This is a genomic window from Photobacterium sp. ABD4_091, from assembly GCF_056160145.1.
In genome coordinates this window covers 235522-249722 of the sequence record NZ_JBSWWQ010000003.1, presented here as the reverse complement: position 1 = coordinate 249722, position 14201 = coordinate 235522, and the positions used below count along the sequence as shown (strand labels likewise).

General features: G+C 50.6%; 11 protein-coding genes and 1 pseudogene. 3 read left to right on the top strand and 9 right to left on the bottom strand.

Annotated features, from left to right (window positions below):
- Positions 1-15 precede the first annotated feature (15 nt).
- Entirely contained in the window at positions 16-726 is a 711-nt protein-coding gene (locus tag ACXAGQ_RS22610; protein WP_475256962.1) for a serine hydrolase domain-containing protein, read from the bottom strand.
- A 63-nt stretch (positions 727-789) separates the two neighbouring features.
- Here ACXAGQ_RS22610 and ACXAGQ_RS22605 point away from each other — a divergent pair.
- Positions 790-1671, top strand: a pseudogene (locus tag ACXAGQ_RS22605) (zinc-binding dehydrogenase); the annotation flags it as partial.
- Between the two features lie 80 nt (positions 1672-1751).
- Here the strand turns inward: ACXAGQ_RS22605 and ACXAGQ_RS22600 are convergent.
- Positions 1752-2285: a dihydrofolate reductase family protein gene (locus ACXAGQ_RS22600; protein WP_475256960.1), complete on the bottom strand. Its 534-nt coding sequence runs from the start codon at positions 2283-2285 to the stop codon at positions 1752-1754.
- A 110-nt stretch (positions 2286-2395) separates the two neighbouring features.
- On the opposite strand from ACXAGQ_RS22600, the gene ACXAGQ_RS22595 reads away from it, so the two are divergent.
- Positions 2396-2956 carry a TetR/AcrR family transcriptional regulator gene (locus ACXAGQ_RS22595; RefSeq protein WP_475256958.1) on the top strand — a complete coding sequence of 187 codons (561 nt, stop codon included), beginning with the start codon at positions 2396-2398 and terminating at the stop codon, positions 2954-2956.
- 131 nt (positions 2957-3087) lie between these two features.
- Here ACXAGQ_RS22595 and ACXAGQ_RS22590 read toward each other — a convergent pair whose 3' ends face one another.
- The gene (locus ACXAGQ_RS22590) at positions 3088-4185 is read right to left on the bottom strand and encodes an ElyC/SanA/YdcF family protein (protein WP_475256956.1); all 1098 of its coding nucleotides are present in this window, start codon (positions 4183-4185) and stop codon (positions 3088-3090) included.
- Positions 4186-4334: 149 nt separating this feature from the next.
- The gene (locus tag ACXAGQ_RS22585) at positions 4335-4820 is read right to left on the bottom strand and encodes a hypothetical protein (RefSeq protein WP_475256954.1); all 486 of its coding nucleotides are present in this window, start codon (positions 4818-4820) and stop codon (positions 4335-4337) included.
- Between the two features lie 404 nt (positions 4821-5224).
- Here ACXAGQ_RS22585 and ACXAGQ_RS22580 point away from each other — a divergent pair, with 404 nt between their 5' ends.
- Positions 5225-6772, top strand: a complete 1548-nt coding sequence (locus tag ACXAGQ_RS22580; RefSeq protein WP_475256953.1) for a cytochrome-c peroxidase — start codon at positions 5225-5227, stop codon at positions 6770-6772.
- A 94-nt stretch (positions 6773-6866) separates the two neighbouring features.
- Here the strand turns inward: ACXAGQ_RS22580 and def are convergent, their stop codons facing one another.
- From def to ACXAGQ_RS22555, 5 genes are all read right to left on the bottom strand, one after another.
- Positions 6867-7409: a peptide deformylase gene (gene def / locus ACXAGQ_RS22575; protein ID WP_475256951.1), complete on the bottom strand. Its 543-nt coding sequence runs from the start codon at positions 7407-7409 to the stop codon at positions 6867-6869.
- Positions 7410-7606: 197 nt separating this feature from the next.
- Positions 7607-8236 (bottom strand): fructose PTS transporter subunit IIA, encoded by a 630-nt coding sequence (locus ACXAGQ_RS22570; protein WP_475256949.1) that lies wholly within the window; start codon positions 8234-8236, stop codon positions 7607-7609.
- A gap of 11 nt (positions 8237-8247) precedes the next feature.
- Positions 8248-9945, bottom strand: coding sequence for an alpha-amylase family glycosyl hydrolase (locus ACXAGQ_RS22565; protein ID WP_475256947.1), 1698 nt, complete (start codon positions 9943-9945; stop codon positions 8248-8250).
- Positions 9945-12629 (bottom strand): glycoside hydrolase family 38 N-terminal domain-containing protein, encoded by a 2685-nt coding sequence (locus tag ACXAGQ_RS22560; RefSeq protein WP_475256945.1) that lies wholly within the window; start codon positions 12627-12629, stop codon positions 9945-9947. The genes ACXAGQ_RS22565 and ACXAGQ_RS22560 overlap by 1 nt, the downstream gene beginning before the upstream one ends.
- Before the next feature lie 121 nt (positions 12630-12750).
- Positions 12751-14160 (bottom strand): PTS fructose transporter subunit IIC, encoded by a 1410-nt coding sequence (locus ACXAGQ_RS22555; protein WP_475256944.1) that lies wholly within the window; start codon positions 14158-14160, stop codon positions 12751-12753.
- Positions 14161-14201: the final 41 nt, after the last annotated feature.

Genomic DNA, 14201 nt, shown 5'->3' with positions numbered 1-14201 from the left:
TGAAGCCCCCTGTTGCTATTGGGGTGTAAGCGATATCGGTGATGAAGAAGGCTGCTCGGTGCCTAGCTTGCCCCAGATATTTTCCGCGACGAATGTCTGTAGTGGCTGACCGCTCTGGCGTTCGATGATCCAACCAATGACATCGACATTCGGCGAGTGGTACTCGAACTTATGGCGTGGTGACAGATCCGGGTTTTGCCCGATATTCGGCAGGAAGGCTTGGATCCCCCTTGGGGTATCGTCTTTTGCCGGGTTAAGCGCCATCAGATCATAAGCTGGAATAAAGCCTAGGCGGCGGAAATACTCGGTACTGGTCGCCCCGGGCTCCATGTTGACATAGTCTTCGCTGTAGTCGAGAGCGGAGACCATGTTGAGGACGTCGCGCACGGTACGCTCGGCAAAAGCGCTGTCTTTTAGCTCAGGGATATAAGTAGGTATTTTCTTGCTGGTATCTAGCTTGCCCTGTTCAACCAAGATTCCGGCAGCCATGCCGATCATTGATTTGGTACTGGATGCCCACAAGTGGTGATCGCGAGGGCCGAACTCTCCGAAGTAACGCTCGTAAAGCACTTTGCCGTCTTTTATCTCCAGGTAGCCATCGGTGTGATCCGCCGCCAGTGCTTCAAGCAGGGTGAGCTTTTCACCTTGGTATTCAAAACTGGCCTGCTCGAGGGATTCATCCAGCTTGTAAGGGATAGATACCGTCTCGCCATCGCGTGGCACCATAACTGACGGATGGATACCGACATTGCGAAATGCCCACTGGTTGTAGGTTGGTAGTGTCCAGTTGCTGCCGGCTTGAACCCGGTCGATTCAAAAATACACTTTTGGCAGTCTGCCGCTCCTGGCATGAACGACAATTGGGTTCCTGGGCTTGATGTGTCTGGCGAAATTGTTGCCGTTGGTGAAGAGGTTACCCAGTGGCAGCCCGGTGATAAAGTACTGTATCACGGTGATATGTTCCGCCCACATGGCGCCTTTGCTGAATATGCGGTGCAGGACTCCCGTACCTTGGTTGCCCATCCAGAAGTAACTGCTGAGGTGGCAGCAGCCAGCCCATGTGCCGGTTGGACAGCGTACCGAGCCTTGGTCGATAAGCTGCATGCTCAGGAGCAAGATGCCATTTTGATTTTGGGTGGAGCGGGTGGTGTCGGTGGCTTTGCCATCCAGCTAGCCAAATCCATGGGGATCGGCACTATTATCACCACTGCTTCACAGGCCAAGCACAACTATGTTCATTCACTGGGCGCGACCCATATTATTGATTACCGCAGCCAAGACATTATCGAGCAAGTGATGGCTATCACTGAGGGGACAGGTGTACCTATCGCGTTGGACTGTGTCGGCGGTGATAACGATATCATTACCGCAAGCTGTTTGGGCTATGAAGGGGAAATGGTCGAACTGGTCTCGACAGTACGCCCGGATGCTTACCCGGATGCCTTTATGAAAGGGTTGAGCTTTCACCAGCTGAGCCTGGGCTCTGGTCACCGCAATGGTGAAAAGGCACAGCGAGATTTAGTTCGGGCCGGTGAGGCATTTTCGACACTGCTGGAAGAAGGTGTGGTGCTGGTGCCTCAGCTGAAAATCATCACACTTGATCAAGTCGGGGATGAGCTAAAAGCTATCCGCGAACAACGTACCATGGGCAAGGTGGTAGTGAAGTTCTGAGTCTTTTCTATAGACCTATGTCGAGCTTTTTATGAATCAGGCGAAGCGTTGGCTTCGCCTTTTTTTGATAAAGTGCTGCGTTATTTCTGGCGAATAAAGTGATTTTTGACGATGGCATCAAGCAGTACTTCACTGCTTTTCAGCTCGAATTTGAGCGGAGAGGTTAACTCACCAAACAAAGGCGCGCCGCCGCCAAGCACGGCCGGTATAGTTGTGATGATAAGCTCGTCGATTAAGTCTTGTGCCATGAAGCTTTGAATCGTCTTTCCGCCATCGATATACAGCTCGTTGAAGCCTTTGCCGTTGAGCTCAGCTAGGATATCTTCAAGCTCGCCGCTAACCAAAAACGCTTTGTCCTGATAGCCCTCTGGAATTGACGTAAGGCTATTGCTGATGACAAAAACCGGCTTGCTGTATGGCCATTCGCAGTCAAAACCACATACCGTCTCGAAGGTATTGCGCCCCATCACCAACGCATCGACCCGGTTCATAAAATCAACAAAACCAAAATCATTGCCCTCAGGGTTAGGGATGCTGTGTAGCCAATCCAGGTTGCCGTTCTTATCGGCGATGTAGCCATCGAGGCTGGTTGCGATGTAGACAATATTTGCCATGGTGAGCTCCTAACATGAGGTTGTAAATAGACGCGGCGTGGAAGGCCAGCAAGGTTTAGGTTATAATATTCTACATTGTAGAATATTGCGAAGTGTAAAGAGATCGGAGAATGACTGTCAAGGCTAAAAAACGGGGAAGACCGGCTGCGGCGTCGGTAGCGCTGAGTAAAGAGCGGATCATCGAATGTGCTAACGCCTTGATGAAAAAAGAGGGAAAGATCCCCAGCATCCGTAAGTTGGCAGCCAGCCTTGAAGTCGACCCGATGGCGATTTATTACTATTTTGCCAACAAGCAGGCGTTGCTCGAAGCGGTGACGGTGTCGCTGGTAGAGAAGATCTACAGCCCTGATCCCAATGGCGAGTGGCAACAAGAGTTGACCAAGTTATGCCAAAGTTACCTCAATCTTTTGGCGCAATACCCTGGATTGCTGGAGACCTTGCTTGGGATGACCTCTCACGGCCCGGCGGCGGTGTTCACCGAGCGTTTTGATTTGGCTGTAGCGGGTCTATCGCTGGATGATGAACTGCGCAACAATGCCCTGTCTATGCTAGCGGACTATCTGCACGGTTATGCCTTGGCGATGAGCTGCCAGGCTGGCGATGAGCTCAAGGTCGATATGCTTTCAGGCCCACTAGAGTTTTATATGCGGGCGTTGCAGCAGATGGTGTAATGATGGTTTTATAAATAAGGATGAAAAAGGGCGATAACCTTGATCACGCTTCCGGATTTTCTGCTTTGTCTATTAACAAAAAGGCAGCCGATTGGCTGCCTTGACTAATTGCTAGAGGCGCAGTGAGTGGGTTAACGCTGCTCAAGCGGGTAAGAGCGGTAGCTCCACATACCGTAAGTACGAAGTGCGTCGCGGTAGATACCTAGCAGTTCACCTTCCGAAGGAACCTTCAGTTCTTCCAGTGGTTTATCGGCCGCTGAAACGGTATCGAAGGTGATATCTTTCGGGCCTGTCTGCCAAGTGGCGATTTCAAACAATGATTGGCCGCGGCGGACGTGGCTCGCCGAGCTGATGATCGTTGCATGGTCGATATTATGGCGGGCAAGGGCGTAGCTGCTGTACAGCGCGTTTTCAACTGTGCTGCGGGCATAGTTGTCTTCGATAATACGATCGCGGGCAATGCCTTTTTCAACCAACCAGTCGGCCATTAATTTGCCTTCTGTTTTATGGTTACGCGGTACACCGCCGGTGAGGACGATCATTGAATCTGGCTGGGCGTTGGCCATTGCCAAGGTCATTTCAAGACGCTGGACCAAGATATCGTGCATGCTGCCATCTGGGTTCAGAGCATAACCCAGCGTGATGATTGCCGTGTTGCCCTGGTACGTTTTATCTTGCTTCTCTTTGAGCGGGGTGGCGACGATGCGGTTTACGGTGTCAAAAATACGCTGGATATCGCTGGCACGTCCGGCATTAAGCTCTTTCAGGGCATTCATATGCTCAAGTGATGCTTGGCTGTTGCCTTTGAATTGCTGCCAAACCGCTAGGTAAGCATGGGCGTCAACATCTTGTGGCGCGACGGTCAGCACTTGCTCGAATAGTTCAATCGCACGGTCGACGTTCTTGTTGTAGATCTGGGCATTGGCAGCAGAGATCAGCAAGTCGGTGCGGTATGGTTCTAGCTGGTAGGCTTCAAGCAGGCGGTTGGTGACAATCTCCATATTGCTTGGCATTTTGGCGGTAAACCCAGCATGGGAAATACGGGCTGGCGATTTGAATGCGGTAACGGCATCGGCAAGTAGCTGGTCAACAACCTGGCGCTTGGTAACAAATTGGCTGTATTCAGCGCTGGCTTGGATACTTTGCTGCGGGGCAGTATCAGCCAGAATAGACGTCGAGGAAAGGCTAAGTAAGCCACTTACGGCAAGGGCAATAAAGTTCTTTTTCATTGTTTTGTTTAATATGCATCACAAGGTGGGCAGCAATATATTGCATTGCAGGTATTGAAATTGTGATCCGGTAATAATTATGCCTATTTCTATGCGCATGAGATCACAAAGTGATGTCTTGCTTCCATATTTGTATGATGTATTGCTTTCTATTCATTGGCTTTGTGAATGTCTGATAGCTTTCGCGCCAAGTCCGAGACAGCTTGGTATATCTCATCTGCACACCCTGAATGGTTGCGTAAATCGACTTCCCTTTCTTCGAATTGGTTGCTATTGCGGCAATGAAAATAGATTTCATTTAGAATACCGATATCATATTTATTCACGATATGGACTCGCTCCCGGATGAGGCGTGGAAATTGATTGATGGTGATGTCAACGAATTTATCGTCTATTTCCAGCCAGACATGACTAAGAATATCAGGGTAGTCTGCTAAGTTATTACGACACCAAATCACCTTGGGGTTGTAACCTTTTTCTCTTAAGTACATCGCCAGCATGTTATTGGCCAAGTCACAAGAACCATAAGGAAAGGCATTGAGTTCTTGCCAGCGGGGTAGGTGGCAATAGCGGTGAGATTGGGTTTCAATAATAGAGACAAGGGCATTCCTGAATGTATGTACATGATATATCAAAATTAATCCCCATATTGCTGATCCTCAATATCAAGCATAGTCGAATAAAAAATACATTTCTTATAAATGAATAAAATATATTGAAGTTAAAAAATATTATTCATTTGCAGAAATCTTTACATGGGTGTCTGCTAAATATTTACCACTTATGAGGTGTATATTAAAAATGGAATAAATTCTGAATTTTAATTATTGAGATGGTCATTTTTATGACCATGATATTGTTGTTGAGAAACGCTTTAACTTCCCTCTTGCTTATTTTTACTTGTATTAAATTTAACCATGAACGAATTGGAAAGAGAAAAGGATCACTTTTCTCCTTCATTTTTTATTAATTCATAACGGATGGGTTTTTAGTGCAAATCGATTAATCAAATTATAAAAAAGAAGTTGGAGCATTTTTGATGAGTAAGAATACGACTAGGTTGACGAATACGGTGGGAGCAAGGCTCTCGATTCCTCTCGTTATCGGTATTATGGGGGCAAGTGCATTTTCGAGTCAGGTATTAGCTGACGATATGACGTACCTTGAAGAGTTTGGTAAAAGGTTGTTTTTTGAGAATATTTCTCTCAACAACAATATGTCCTGCTCGACCTGTCATGAAGGTTCAGCTGGCGGAACTAACAATAACTCCCACATCAACAACACCGAAGTGGCAGTAAGGGGCTCAGATGGAGTCAGTGTGGGGGCCTTGAAGCCGCCAACAAACCAGTATCTACAATTCTTGGATTATGAACAGGCTTGGAGCAGAAAAGGGGTGCAAAACTTTGATCCATCATGTTTTGCTCCACCGCCAGCAGGTTCTGCACCATGTGGCGGGGCATTCTGGAACGGCCGTGCCAAGGGGGATGTTATCGAAGAGGAAGGCATCGATGTTTTTGCTGGGCTGAGCAGTGAATATAAAGCGATGTACCAGAAATATCTCGGCCCGTTGGCCGATCAAGCCCATGCCAGCCCCTTCATAAACCCAGTTGAGCAGCAAGAGCCCACCAAAAGATCGACCTGTATCCAGGTGCGGGACGATACCGAATGGGGGGAACAACTGTATAAATTTGCCTGGGGCAAAGACCTTAAATGTGGTAAGAGAAACGTTGATAAAGTTTTCGCCCAGTTTGCCGTCGCTATTGCGGCTTGGCAGATGTCGAGTGATAACAACCGTTTTGATTCAAAGCGCGATATTGCCCTTAAGAATGATGCCGATGGTAAATTCCCGTTGGATGGATTTACCGAGCAAGAAAATCTCGGTCATGATCTGTTTTATGGATTGGCAGGCCCTGGTGTAGATGATAACCGACCTGGATTTGGCGGTGCTCGTTGTGCCTTCTGCCACCAGAGCGGGAATGATCAGGGTGAGGGCAAGTTTGAACGTTACACCAACGATAGGTACTTTAATATTGGCGTGCCTCGCAACCATAATATTCCCAATGATCCAGAACCCGATGCAGGCCTGACATTTACTACCGGCAATCCGTTTAATGAGGGGCAGCATAAAGTGCCAACTCTTCGTAACGTGGACAAGCGCCCGCACGATGGATTTGTCAAAGCGTATACCCACAATGGTTGGTTTAAATCTCTGGAGCAGTTGGTACACTTCTATAATACCGCGACGATCAAAGCTAGCTGCGAAGATGATAAAAATATCTTCAATGCCACTGTAGAAGAAGCTATAGCGAATGATTGTTGGCCAAAACCAGAGCATAGTTTGACTTTCCAGTTTGCGCAGTTCGGTGTTGGGAACCTGCTTTTAACCGAGGATGAAGAGTTGGCGGTTGTTGCTTACCTGAAAACGCTCAGTGATCAGACACACCCAACCAAGCCGAGCCGTTACAAGCTGCACATCAAGGATCCAAAACGTATGCAGCACAGCACCTTGGGGGGCGGTTCCCATTTCCCACAGGAGCCAGAGCCTAAAGACCCATTTGCTGACAAGTTCTCATTCGGTGGGTTCTAAGGTAAAGCAGTAAATACAGTCTACTAGAAACCAAAAACACCCAAGCAGCGCTCGCTGCTTGGGTGTTTTTTTATATTCAAAGAAAGCCGCTTGTTTAAGCTTGACCGATCATTTTAAGGTACTCGGCTTCGGTGTAGTAATCGGCTTTTTCAGCCCTGTCGAGGAACACTAAGCCATTGAGGTGATCTAGCTCATGCTGGAAAATCCTCGCAATGAAACCTTCCATCTGGGTTTTGACTTCTTTGCCTTCAAGCGTGTCGTATCGCACCTCGATGTGGGAGTGGCGGTTGACCAGTGCGCGGATCCCCGGAATGCTCAAACAACCTTCCCAGTCTTTTTCCATGCTTTCGCTGGCCCAGGTGATTTCCGGGTTGAGCATCAAGGTCGGCTCCATCATTGGCGCATCGGGATAGCGTGGATTCGGGCGCGATGCCACGATAAACGCACGGATAGACTCGCTGACCTGCGGCGCGGCGATACCGACACCATTACTCTCCAGCATCTTTTGCTGCAATGCATTGAAGAAGGCAGCGAACTCCTGATATTGGGCGGCCGAAAGTGGTGTGGCGTGTTCGCGTAAGACAGGGTTACCGAGCTGGGCGATGGTGAGCGTTTCCATGGTGCTAGTCCTTTTCACAGTTTCTCCGTAAAGCTTAAGTGAAACATGAAAAAAGAAAAACTACTTGTTGCTACCTTGATGCTTTAATTAGCTGGCTAGAAATTTCAAAAACGCATAAAGACGTCCATGTCGCTCTGACTCTGGTGCGCCAGCCCGGTGCACCCATGCAGAGTAAGTTTTGAAATTTTACCCAGCTAATCAAACGATAGTCTTGCTTACATCATCGCAAACAGTAGGAATACGATAGCGCAGCCAACCAGCAAAACGAGTGGGTAGGCTTTACTGTTGTGTGGCTCTTCCTGCGGTTGCTCTTGCATGGCTGCTGCAGCTATCGGCTCGGCATCTGCGGTAGTGTTGGAAGCATGCTCAGCGTCTGTTTCAGCTTCTTTTTCATCCGCGCCAAATAGCGCCATCACCTCAGTTTGGGTGCGTGCGGCCAATAATTGATCTCGAAAATCATCATCAACCAGCGACGAGGTCAGGGTGGTCAGCACTTCCATATGGGTAGAGCCAGCTTCGGCGGGCGGGATTGCCAATAGGAAAATCATATTGACCGGCTCGTCGCCGTCGAGCCCCTGCCATTGCAGTTCGTCTTTGACAAAGGCGCAGGCAAATACCGGCTCGGTAACGGCTTCGGACTTTCCGTGCGGCACCGCGAGGTATTCACCAAGGGCGGTTGGGCCTTCCTCTTCACGCTTGAGTACTGCATCGAGGAAGATCTGGCGGTCGGTCAGTTTGCCTGCCTGATCGATTTTGTCGGTCAGGTTTTCGATGGCGGTAATACGGTCATCGAATACGGCATCGAGCATGATCAGATCAGGTGAGGTTAATTGGGCCAGTTTCATGGTCTTACTCCTTATTGTTCATGCGTTAGCCAGACATACTGATACGGTGCCAGGGTCGCTTGTGATGCGAAGGCTTCGCCACTGATCAAGTCCGTACCACCTTGCGCCAACTCTACGTGTTGGGTTTGGCTGGTCAGGTTGAGGATGTAGGTAATGCGCTGTTCACCTTCCCCGCGGATCAAGCCGAATAAGCCTTTGCCTAAATCCAACACAGTCTGTTTTGAAAGTGGTGAAAACGCGGTGTGCTGCTGGCGCAGGTTCAGCAAAGCGATCATTTTACTGTAAACCTGCTGGCGCAATGAGCCTTGGGTATTTAGCTCACCTTCCAATTCATCCAAGCTGAACTTTTCGCGGTTGATACGGCGGTTGATACCTGATGCTTCCATCCCAGCGATATCATTCTCGCTACCAAGGAAACTGTGGTAGTAGATAGCCGGTACACCGATAAATGACAGCAACAGTGATTGCGCGGCAATGAACTTGCGTGCTTTGTCATCATCGGTATCGCTTGGCTCGGTGATCGCACTGAGGTAGTTGATATTGAGCTCATACGGCGACTGGGTACCATCGCCATTGTGCTTGTAGTTGACGCGTCCGCCTTTACGCTCGACTTCGCTGCACATGAACTGGCGGTCGTCATCGGTCAGGATCCCTTCGGTCGGGCGTACTCCGATCCCGTCGTGGCTGGCAAGGAAGTTGAAGTAGGTGGTCTGGCGGCCAGCACTGAGGTTTTCCATTGCTTCGCGGGTGAGTCCTTCAGCCCACTGGGTCAATACCGAGCTGTCCTCGGACAGGAAGGCGTGCAGGGTCAGCGGCGGCAGCGGGAACTGATAGACCATATGGGCTTCATCACCGTCGCCGAAGTAGGCCACGTTCTCCGGATGAGGCACATTGGTTTCGGTGATCAGCAGGGTACCGCTGGCTGCAATATCCAGTACCAAGCGCCATAGCTTAATAATGTCATGGGCCTGCGGCAGGTGGATACAACTGGTACCGAGCACCTTCCAGATAAAGCCAATCGCATCGAGGCGGATAGAGCGGCCGCCGTTGGCCGCATACATCAACAGGATATCGATGCTCTCAAGCAAGATTTGAGGGTTGGCGAAGTTGATGTCGATTTGGTCGTCCGAGAAGGTCGTCCAGACATGGGTGGTCTCGCCATTGGCCTTGGTAAACGGCGTCAGCAGCGGCAAAGCACGCGGGCGGGTGACACTGCTGTAATCCAGGCTTGGGTCTGATTCGACGAAGTAGTCCTGATAGCGCTCATCGCCAGCCAGGTAGCCCTGGAACCAGTCACTGCTCTTGGAAATATGGTTGATCACACAGTCGTACATTAGGTTGAAGTTCTCAGCCAGGGCGTTGAGCTCATCCCAATCGCCGAGGTTGGGATCGACCTTGCGGTAGTCAACCACACTAAAACCATCGTCCGAGGTATACGGGAACATCGGCAGGATATGGATATTGCTGATTGCTCTTTTGAGGTACTTGTCAGCGAAGGCTTTCATGGTCGCCAATGTCGGCTTGCCTTGCTCGCTGATGCTATCGCCATAAGTGATCAGGTAGCTAGTGGTCTGGTCGACCCATGCCGGGTAGGCTGGTGCCTTACCTTGCCATTTGTCGATCAGCGCAAGAATATCTTCAGTGATCTGCGGCGCTTGCTCTTGGCCATAAATATCGGCCACTTTCTGGGTAATGGTTTGGGCAAACATTAGCAATGTTCCTTGTCAGAGGTTGAAGCGACCGTGCAGATCAGGCGCAGGTCGATAGTATTGTTCGGGGCAACCACAGGCTTGGCATCCGCAATCAGTTGTTCACGGTAGTTGACGATAGCGACATCGGCAAAGCTGTCGAATTGCGACATATCCAAGGTGATGGATTGCTCTGTTGGGTTGAACAGGCGTAGGACTAGCACTTTGTCATCGTAGAAAGAGTGCGACACGCTCGACAGTTCAAGTTCCTCTTTAACCCTGAGCAAGCTGAACTTTTTGGCCATTGGCTTGGCGTCAAAACGGACTTGGAAGCGCTCGAGACGGTTTTCAAAGCTGTTTAGGCGCTGGCTCTGGTAGCTAAACGGCTGGTTGAGGTACTCGGTTTCCAGCTCGCGGATCACTTGCTGTGAGGCACATTCTGTCATGGCGATAGCGAAACTGAAGCGCATGGATTGCTGCAACTGGGCATCTGGCGTGTATACCACGGTGTTGTTGATCCCCGATGCACGCCCCGGACGCCATAGCAGATCATCTTTGCCTAGGTAGCCAACTGCCTTGAACAAGGTCAGGGCAACCTGGTCGTGCTGGCTGTTGTGAGCCGCTTTGAGGATTTGGTATTCCTTGATCCCGCGACCGTTGATGATAAGGGCCTTGCTAGGCTCAGCTGCATCGCTGGCGATGGCAACAGCACCCTCGGTGGTTTCGATATCTACCGGGCACTCGCGATAGCGCTCGCGCCAGTTTTCCTCTGCGCCGAACAGCACGGGTGTAATTGGGCGCTCAATCGTAGCAAACGGCAGGGTACTGATAGAGCTCGCTGCATTGATATCACTATTGATTAAGACACGAACCCGGTGGTCTTTGACGTGGTTGACGGTATCAATGTCGACCTGCAGGTTGCGCTCGCCATGGTGCAGGGTGAACGTTAGCTTGAATACGATTTCGCTGTTGGCATCCCCTTGGCGGCGGTCTTCCAAATCGTGCGGTACCAAAATCCGGCTTTGCAGGGTCATTTGCTGCATCAGCTCTCCGCGCTGGCTGCCAAGCAGTGACAGCGGCTGGGAGTAAAGCGGGGTATCGCCTTCCAGCGGTGAAAAATCATAGGAATCACCATCATCCGCTTGGTTTTCAAACTGAACGAGGTTAGTGATGGTGCGGCCACTGTGCTTGTCGGTTAGCACCAGTTCGCCGTTCTCCAAAGCAAGGTGCAAGCGGTCGTTTTCGATCTGGGCTGAAGTACCGTTTTGTGCCTTGGCCATTGAGCCGGCCTCGCAGACCTGAAGAGTCTGGTAACCGAGCGCTGGGATAGCGTTGAGCTTGGCTTTGAGCTCGAAACGGTAATACGGCGGGACAGGGACTTCTTTCTCGCCGTCCTTGGTAACCTCGATAACCTTACCGCCATCGAGCGTGTCGCGCTTGACCAGTTCAGTCGTGACCGCTTGGCCGTTGTGTTCCAGCGTAATATCGCCAAAGGTACTGAACACTACGATATTGGTAATACCGGAATACGGTTTGATTCGGTTGTTGAACACCATTACCTCACCTTCGTCGCACACCTGGCTGGCGATGTCCTTGACGATAAGGTTGTACAGGCCATGGCAGATCTCCTCCGCTTGCTTGAGGCGGTGCATGATATCGGCGTTGGTGGCATCGCTGTTGCAGCCGCCCATGCTGTCGTGGGCATGGCATTCGATGATTTTCTTCCAGGCGATGTCAATGAGCTCGGTGTGGACGGCAATACCGTGCGCCTTGGCAATTGCGGTGACCAACTCGAGTTTTTTCAGCAGGAACTGCTCGATGTCGAAGTTGAGTTTCTTTATGTCGTAGCGCACCGAGCCGATGGTTTTGTGGATGCGGGTATAGCGCGGGATCTTGAACTCGCCCCTGTAGGTGTCGAAATCGCTGCTGTTATGGCGCAGGTAATCGACATAGTTTTCCATCGACGAAATTACATAGGTGTCACCGGCCGCGCTGCGCTCGGTGGCCTTGGCTAGTGTGTCCGGTAAGTTAGGATCGATATTAACCTGATCGCCCCCGGATGGGATCAGCACTTCGTCGAGGCCGGCAAGGGCTTTGATTTTCTCGACCATCGGGAAAATTTTGTTTTCGAGATGGCTAGGCTCAGCCACGATATTCTTCGCCGCACCGTAACCATGGACCAGGTTATAGGCAATGATGTTGTCACCACCCGGTGACTGCCAGAAAAAGTTGGAACGCTCGACCTGCTGGTCGTAGTCGATACCGCGCCAGAAGATGATATTGTCGATCCCGAAGCCTTTGAATAGGGTTGGCATCTGGGCATTGTGGCCGAAGGTATCCGGCAGGTAGCCGACCGTCATGCTGTGGCCTAGCTGCTCGGCGACATGCATGCCGTATTTGAGGTTGCGGATAATAGATTCGCCAGCGACGTTGAAAGTATCGGTTTGGGTGTACCAAGGGCCAATAAACAGACGCTTGTCGCTGACCAGTTTCGCCATGCGCTCACGCATGTGCGGCATCACTTTAAGGTAGTCTTCAACAATGGCTGATTGTCCATCAAGGTGGTAGCAGCTATAGCTAGGCTGGCTTTCCAGTGTCTCGATCACCTTGGTGAAGTTGTAGGTTGCAAGAACATCGCTGTCCTGCTGGGTGAAGTACCACTCACGATCCCAGTGGGTGTGGGGAATAACATGCACTTTAGCCATGCTGACTTCTCTTCTCTTGATTTAATTCGGTTTGGTTTAATTCGGTATGAAAGGGGCAGTGTTTACCACCCCTGTCTTTGTTGTTCGGGTTTGAATCCGTTTGGGTAAACTAGCCCTGTGGCTAGTGGCTACCTTTAGGTTGCGGCTTGGTACAAAGCAGCAGTGCGATAGCAATAAAGCTGGAGCCAACAATGACCGAGATGGTGTAGCTGACAGGATCCGAGGATAGGAACCAGCCCCATACCGCAGGCAGTGGCAGGCTTTGCCAGACATTGAGCACGACGGCTAGCTGGGTACCGATGATTGAACCTAGGATCATAATCGGGATCATTTTCGGGTTTTTCAGAATGAATGGGATAGCCCCTTCCGAGATACCGATAAGGCCGAGCATCAGCGAGGTTTTACCGACCGTTTGCTCTTCGCGGCTGAATACGCGTGGGCGGAACTTGCCGTCAAGCAGGGCAGCGATACCGACACCGATAGGCGGAATAACGATACCCAGTTCACGGGCAATCAGGTCGAAGTTCTCACCCATGCCGTTAAGGCCAAGGGCAACCGAGCCAGCCGCTTTGTTGATTGGGCCGCCAAGGTCAAAGGCGGTACCGGCAGCAATGACCATCGAGTAAATCCCACGGCCTGCGTCACCAGCTTCAGTAAACAGTTTGACCATCGCCATGTTGACGGCACCAAAGAACGGGTTGATCGCATACTCCATAGTCAGCACCATGACGATACCGCTGATGAGCGGCACCAGCAGCATGGTTTTCAGGGTTGTGAGTTCGGTTTTCACCTTGATGGTGTCGTTGAGGTAGCGAACCAGATAACCAATCAGGAAACCGATGGCGATAGCACCGAAGAAGCCTGATGGTGCCCATACCTCGATGCCGAAGAAGCGTTTGTAGACCTCGTCGCTCATCACCCCGCCGATAAAGGCCGGTACCAGTGCAGGCTTACCAGCAATGGAATAGGCAAGGTAGGCGGCGAAGATTGGGTACATGAATTTGATGGTCATGAAACCAAGGCGGTCGAGGGTTTCGACCGGGGTACCGGAGATATCAACGAACTCACCAGTGATCTTGGCGACCGCCATCAGCAGGCCACCGAGTACCACCACTGGTAGCATATAACTGATGCCCGTCATGATGTGACCAATGAACACCTGATAGGCAGAGCGTTTTTCCTGAACCGGTAGAACAGCCCCAGAAGTGGATTTGTCTTTCTCCCGTTTCATGGCTTCTGGCAGCAGGACATCGACATGCTTAATCAATTCCTGAGTGCGCACCTGTAGCGGGTTGGCATTGTCAAAGCGATCCATGTCCATGATAGGTACGTCGACAGCCAGGACAACAGCATCAGCGCTGGCAATGTCGTGGGCGGTCAGTTTGTTTTTGACCCCGTCACTGCCCTGCGTTTCTACTTTGACTTCGTAGCCTTGCTTTTCAGCCCAGCTCTGAATTTTCTTTGCCGCCATAAACGTATGGGCGATACCTGTAGGGCAAGCCGTTACTGCGACCAGTTTTTTCTTCGCCATGGTTTCATATCCATTGTTCTAAACTGCAGACAGTATAAAAA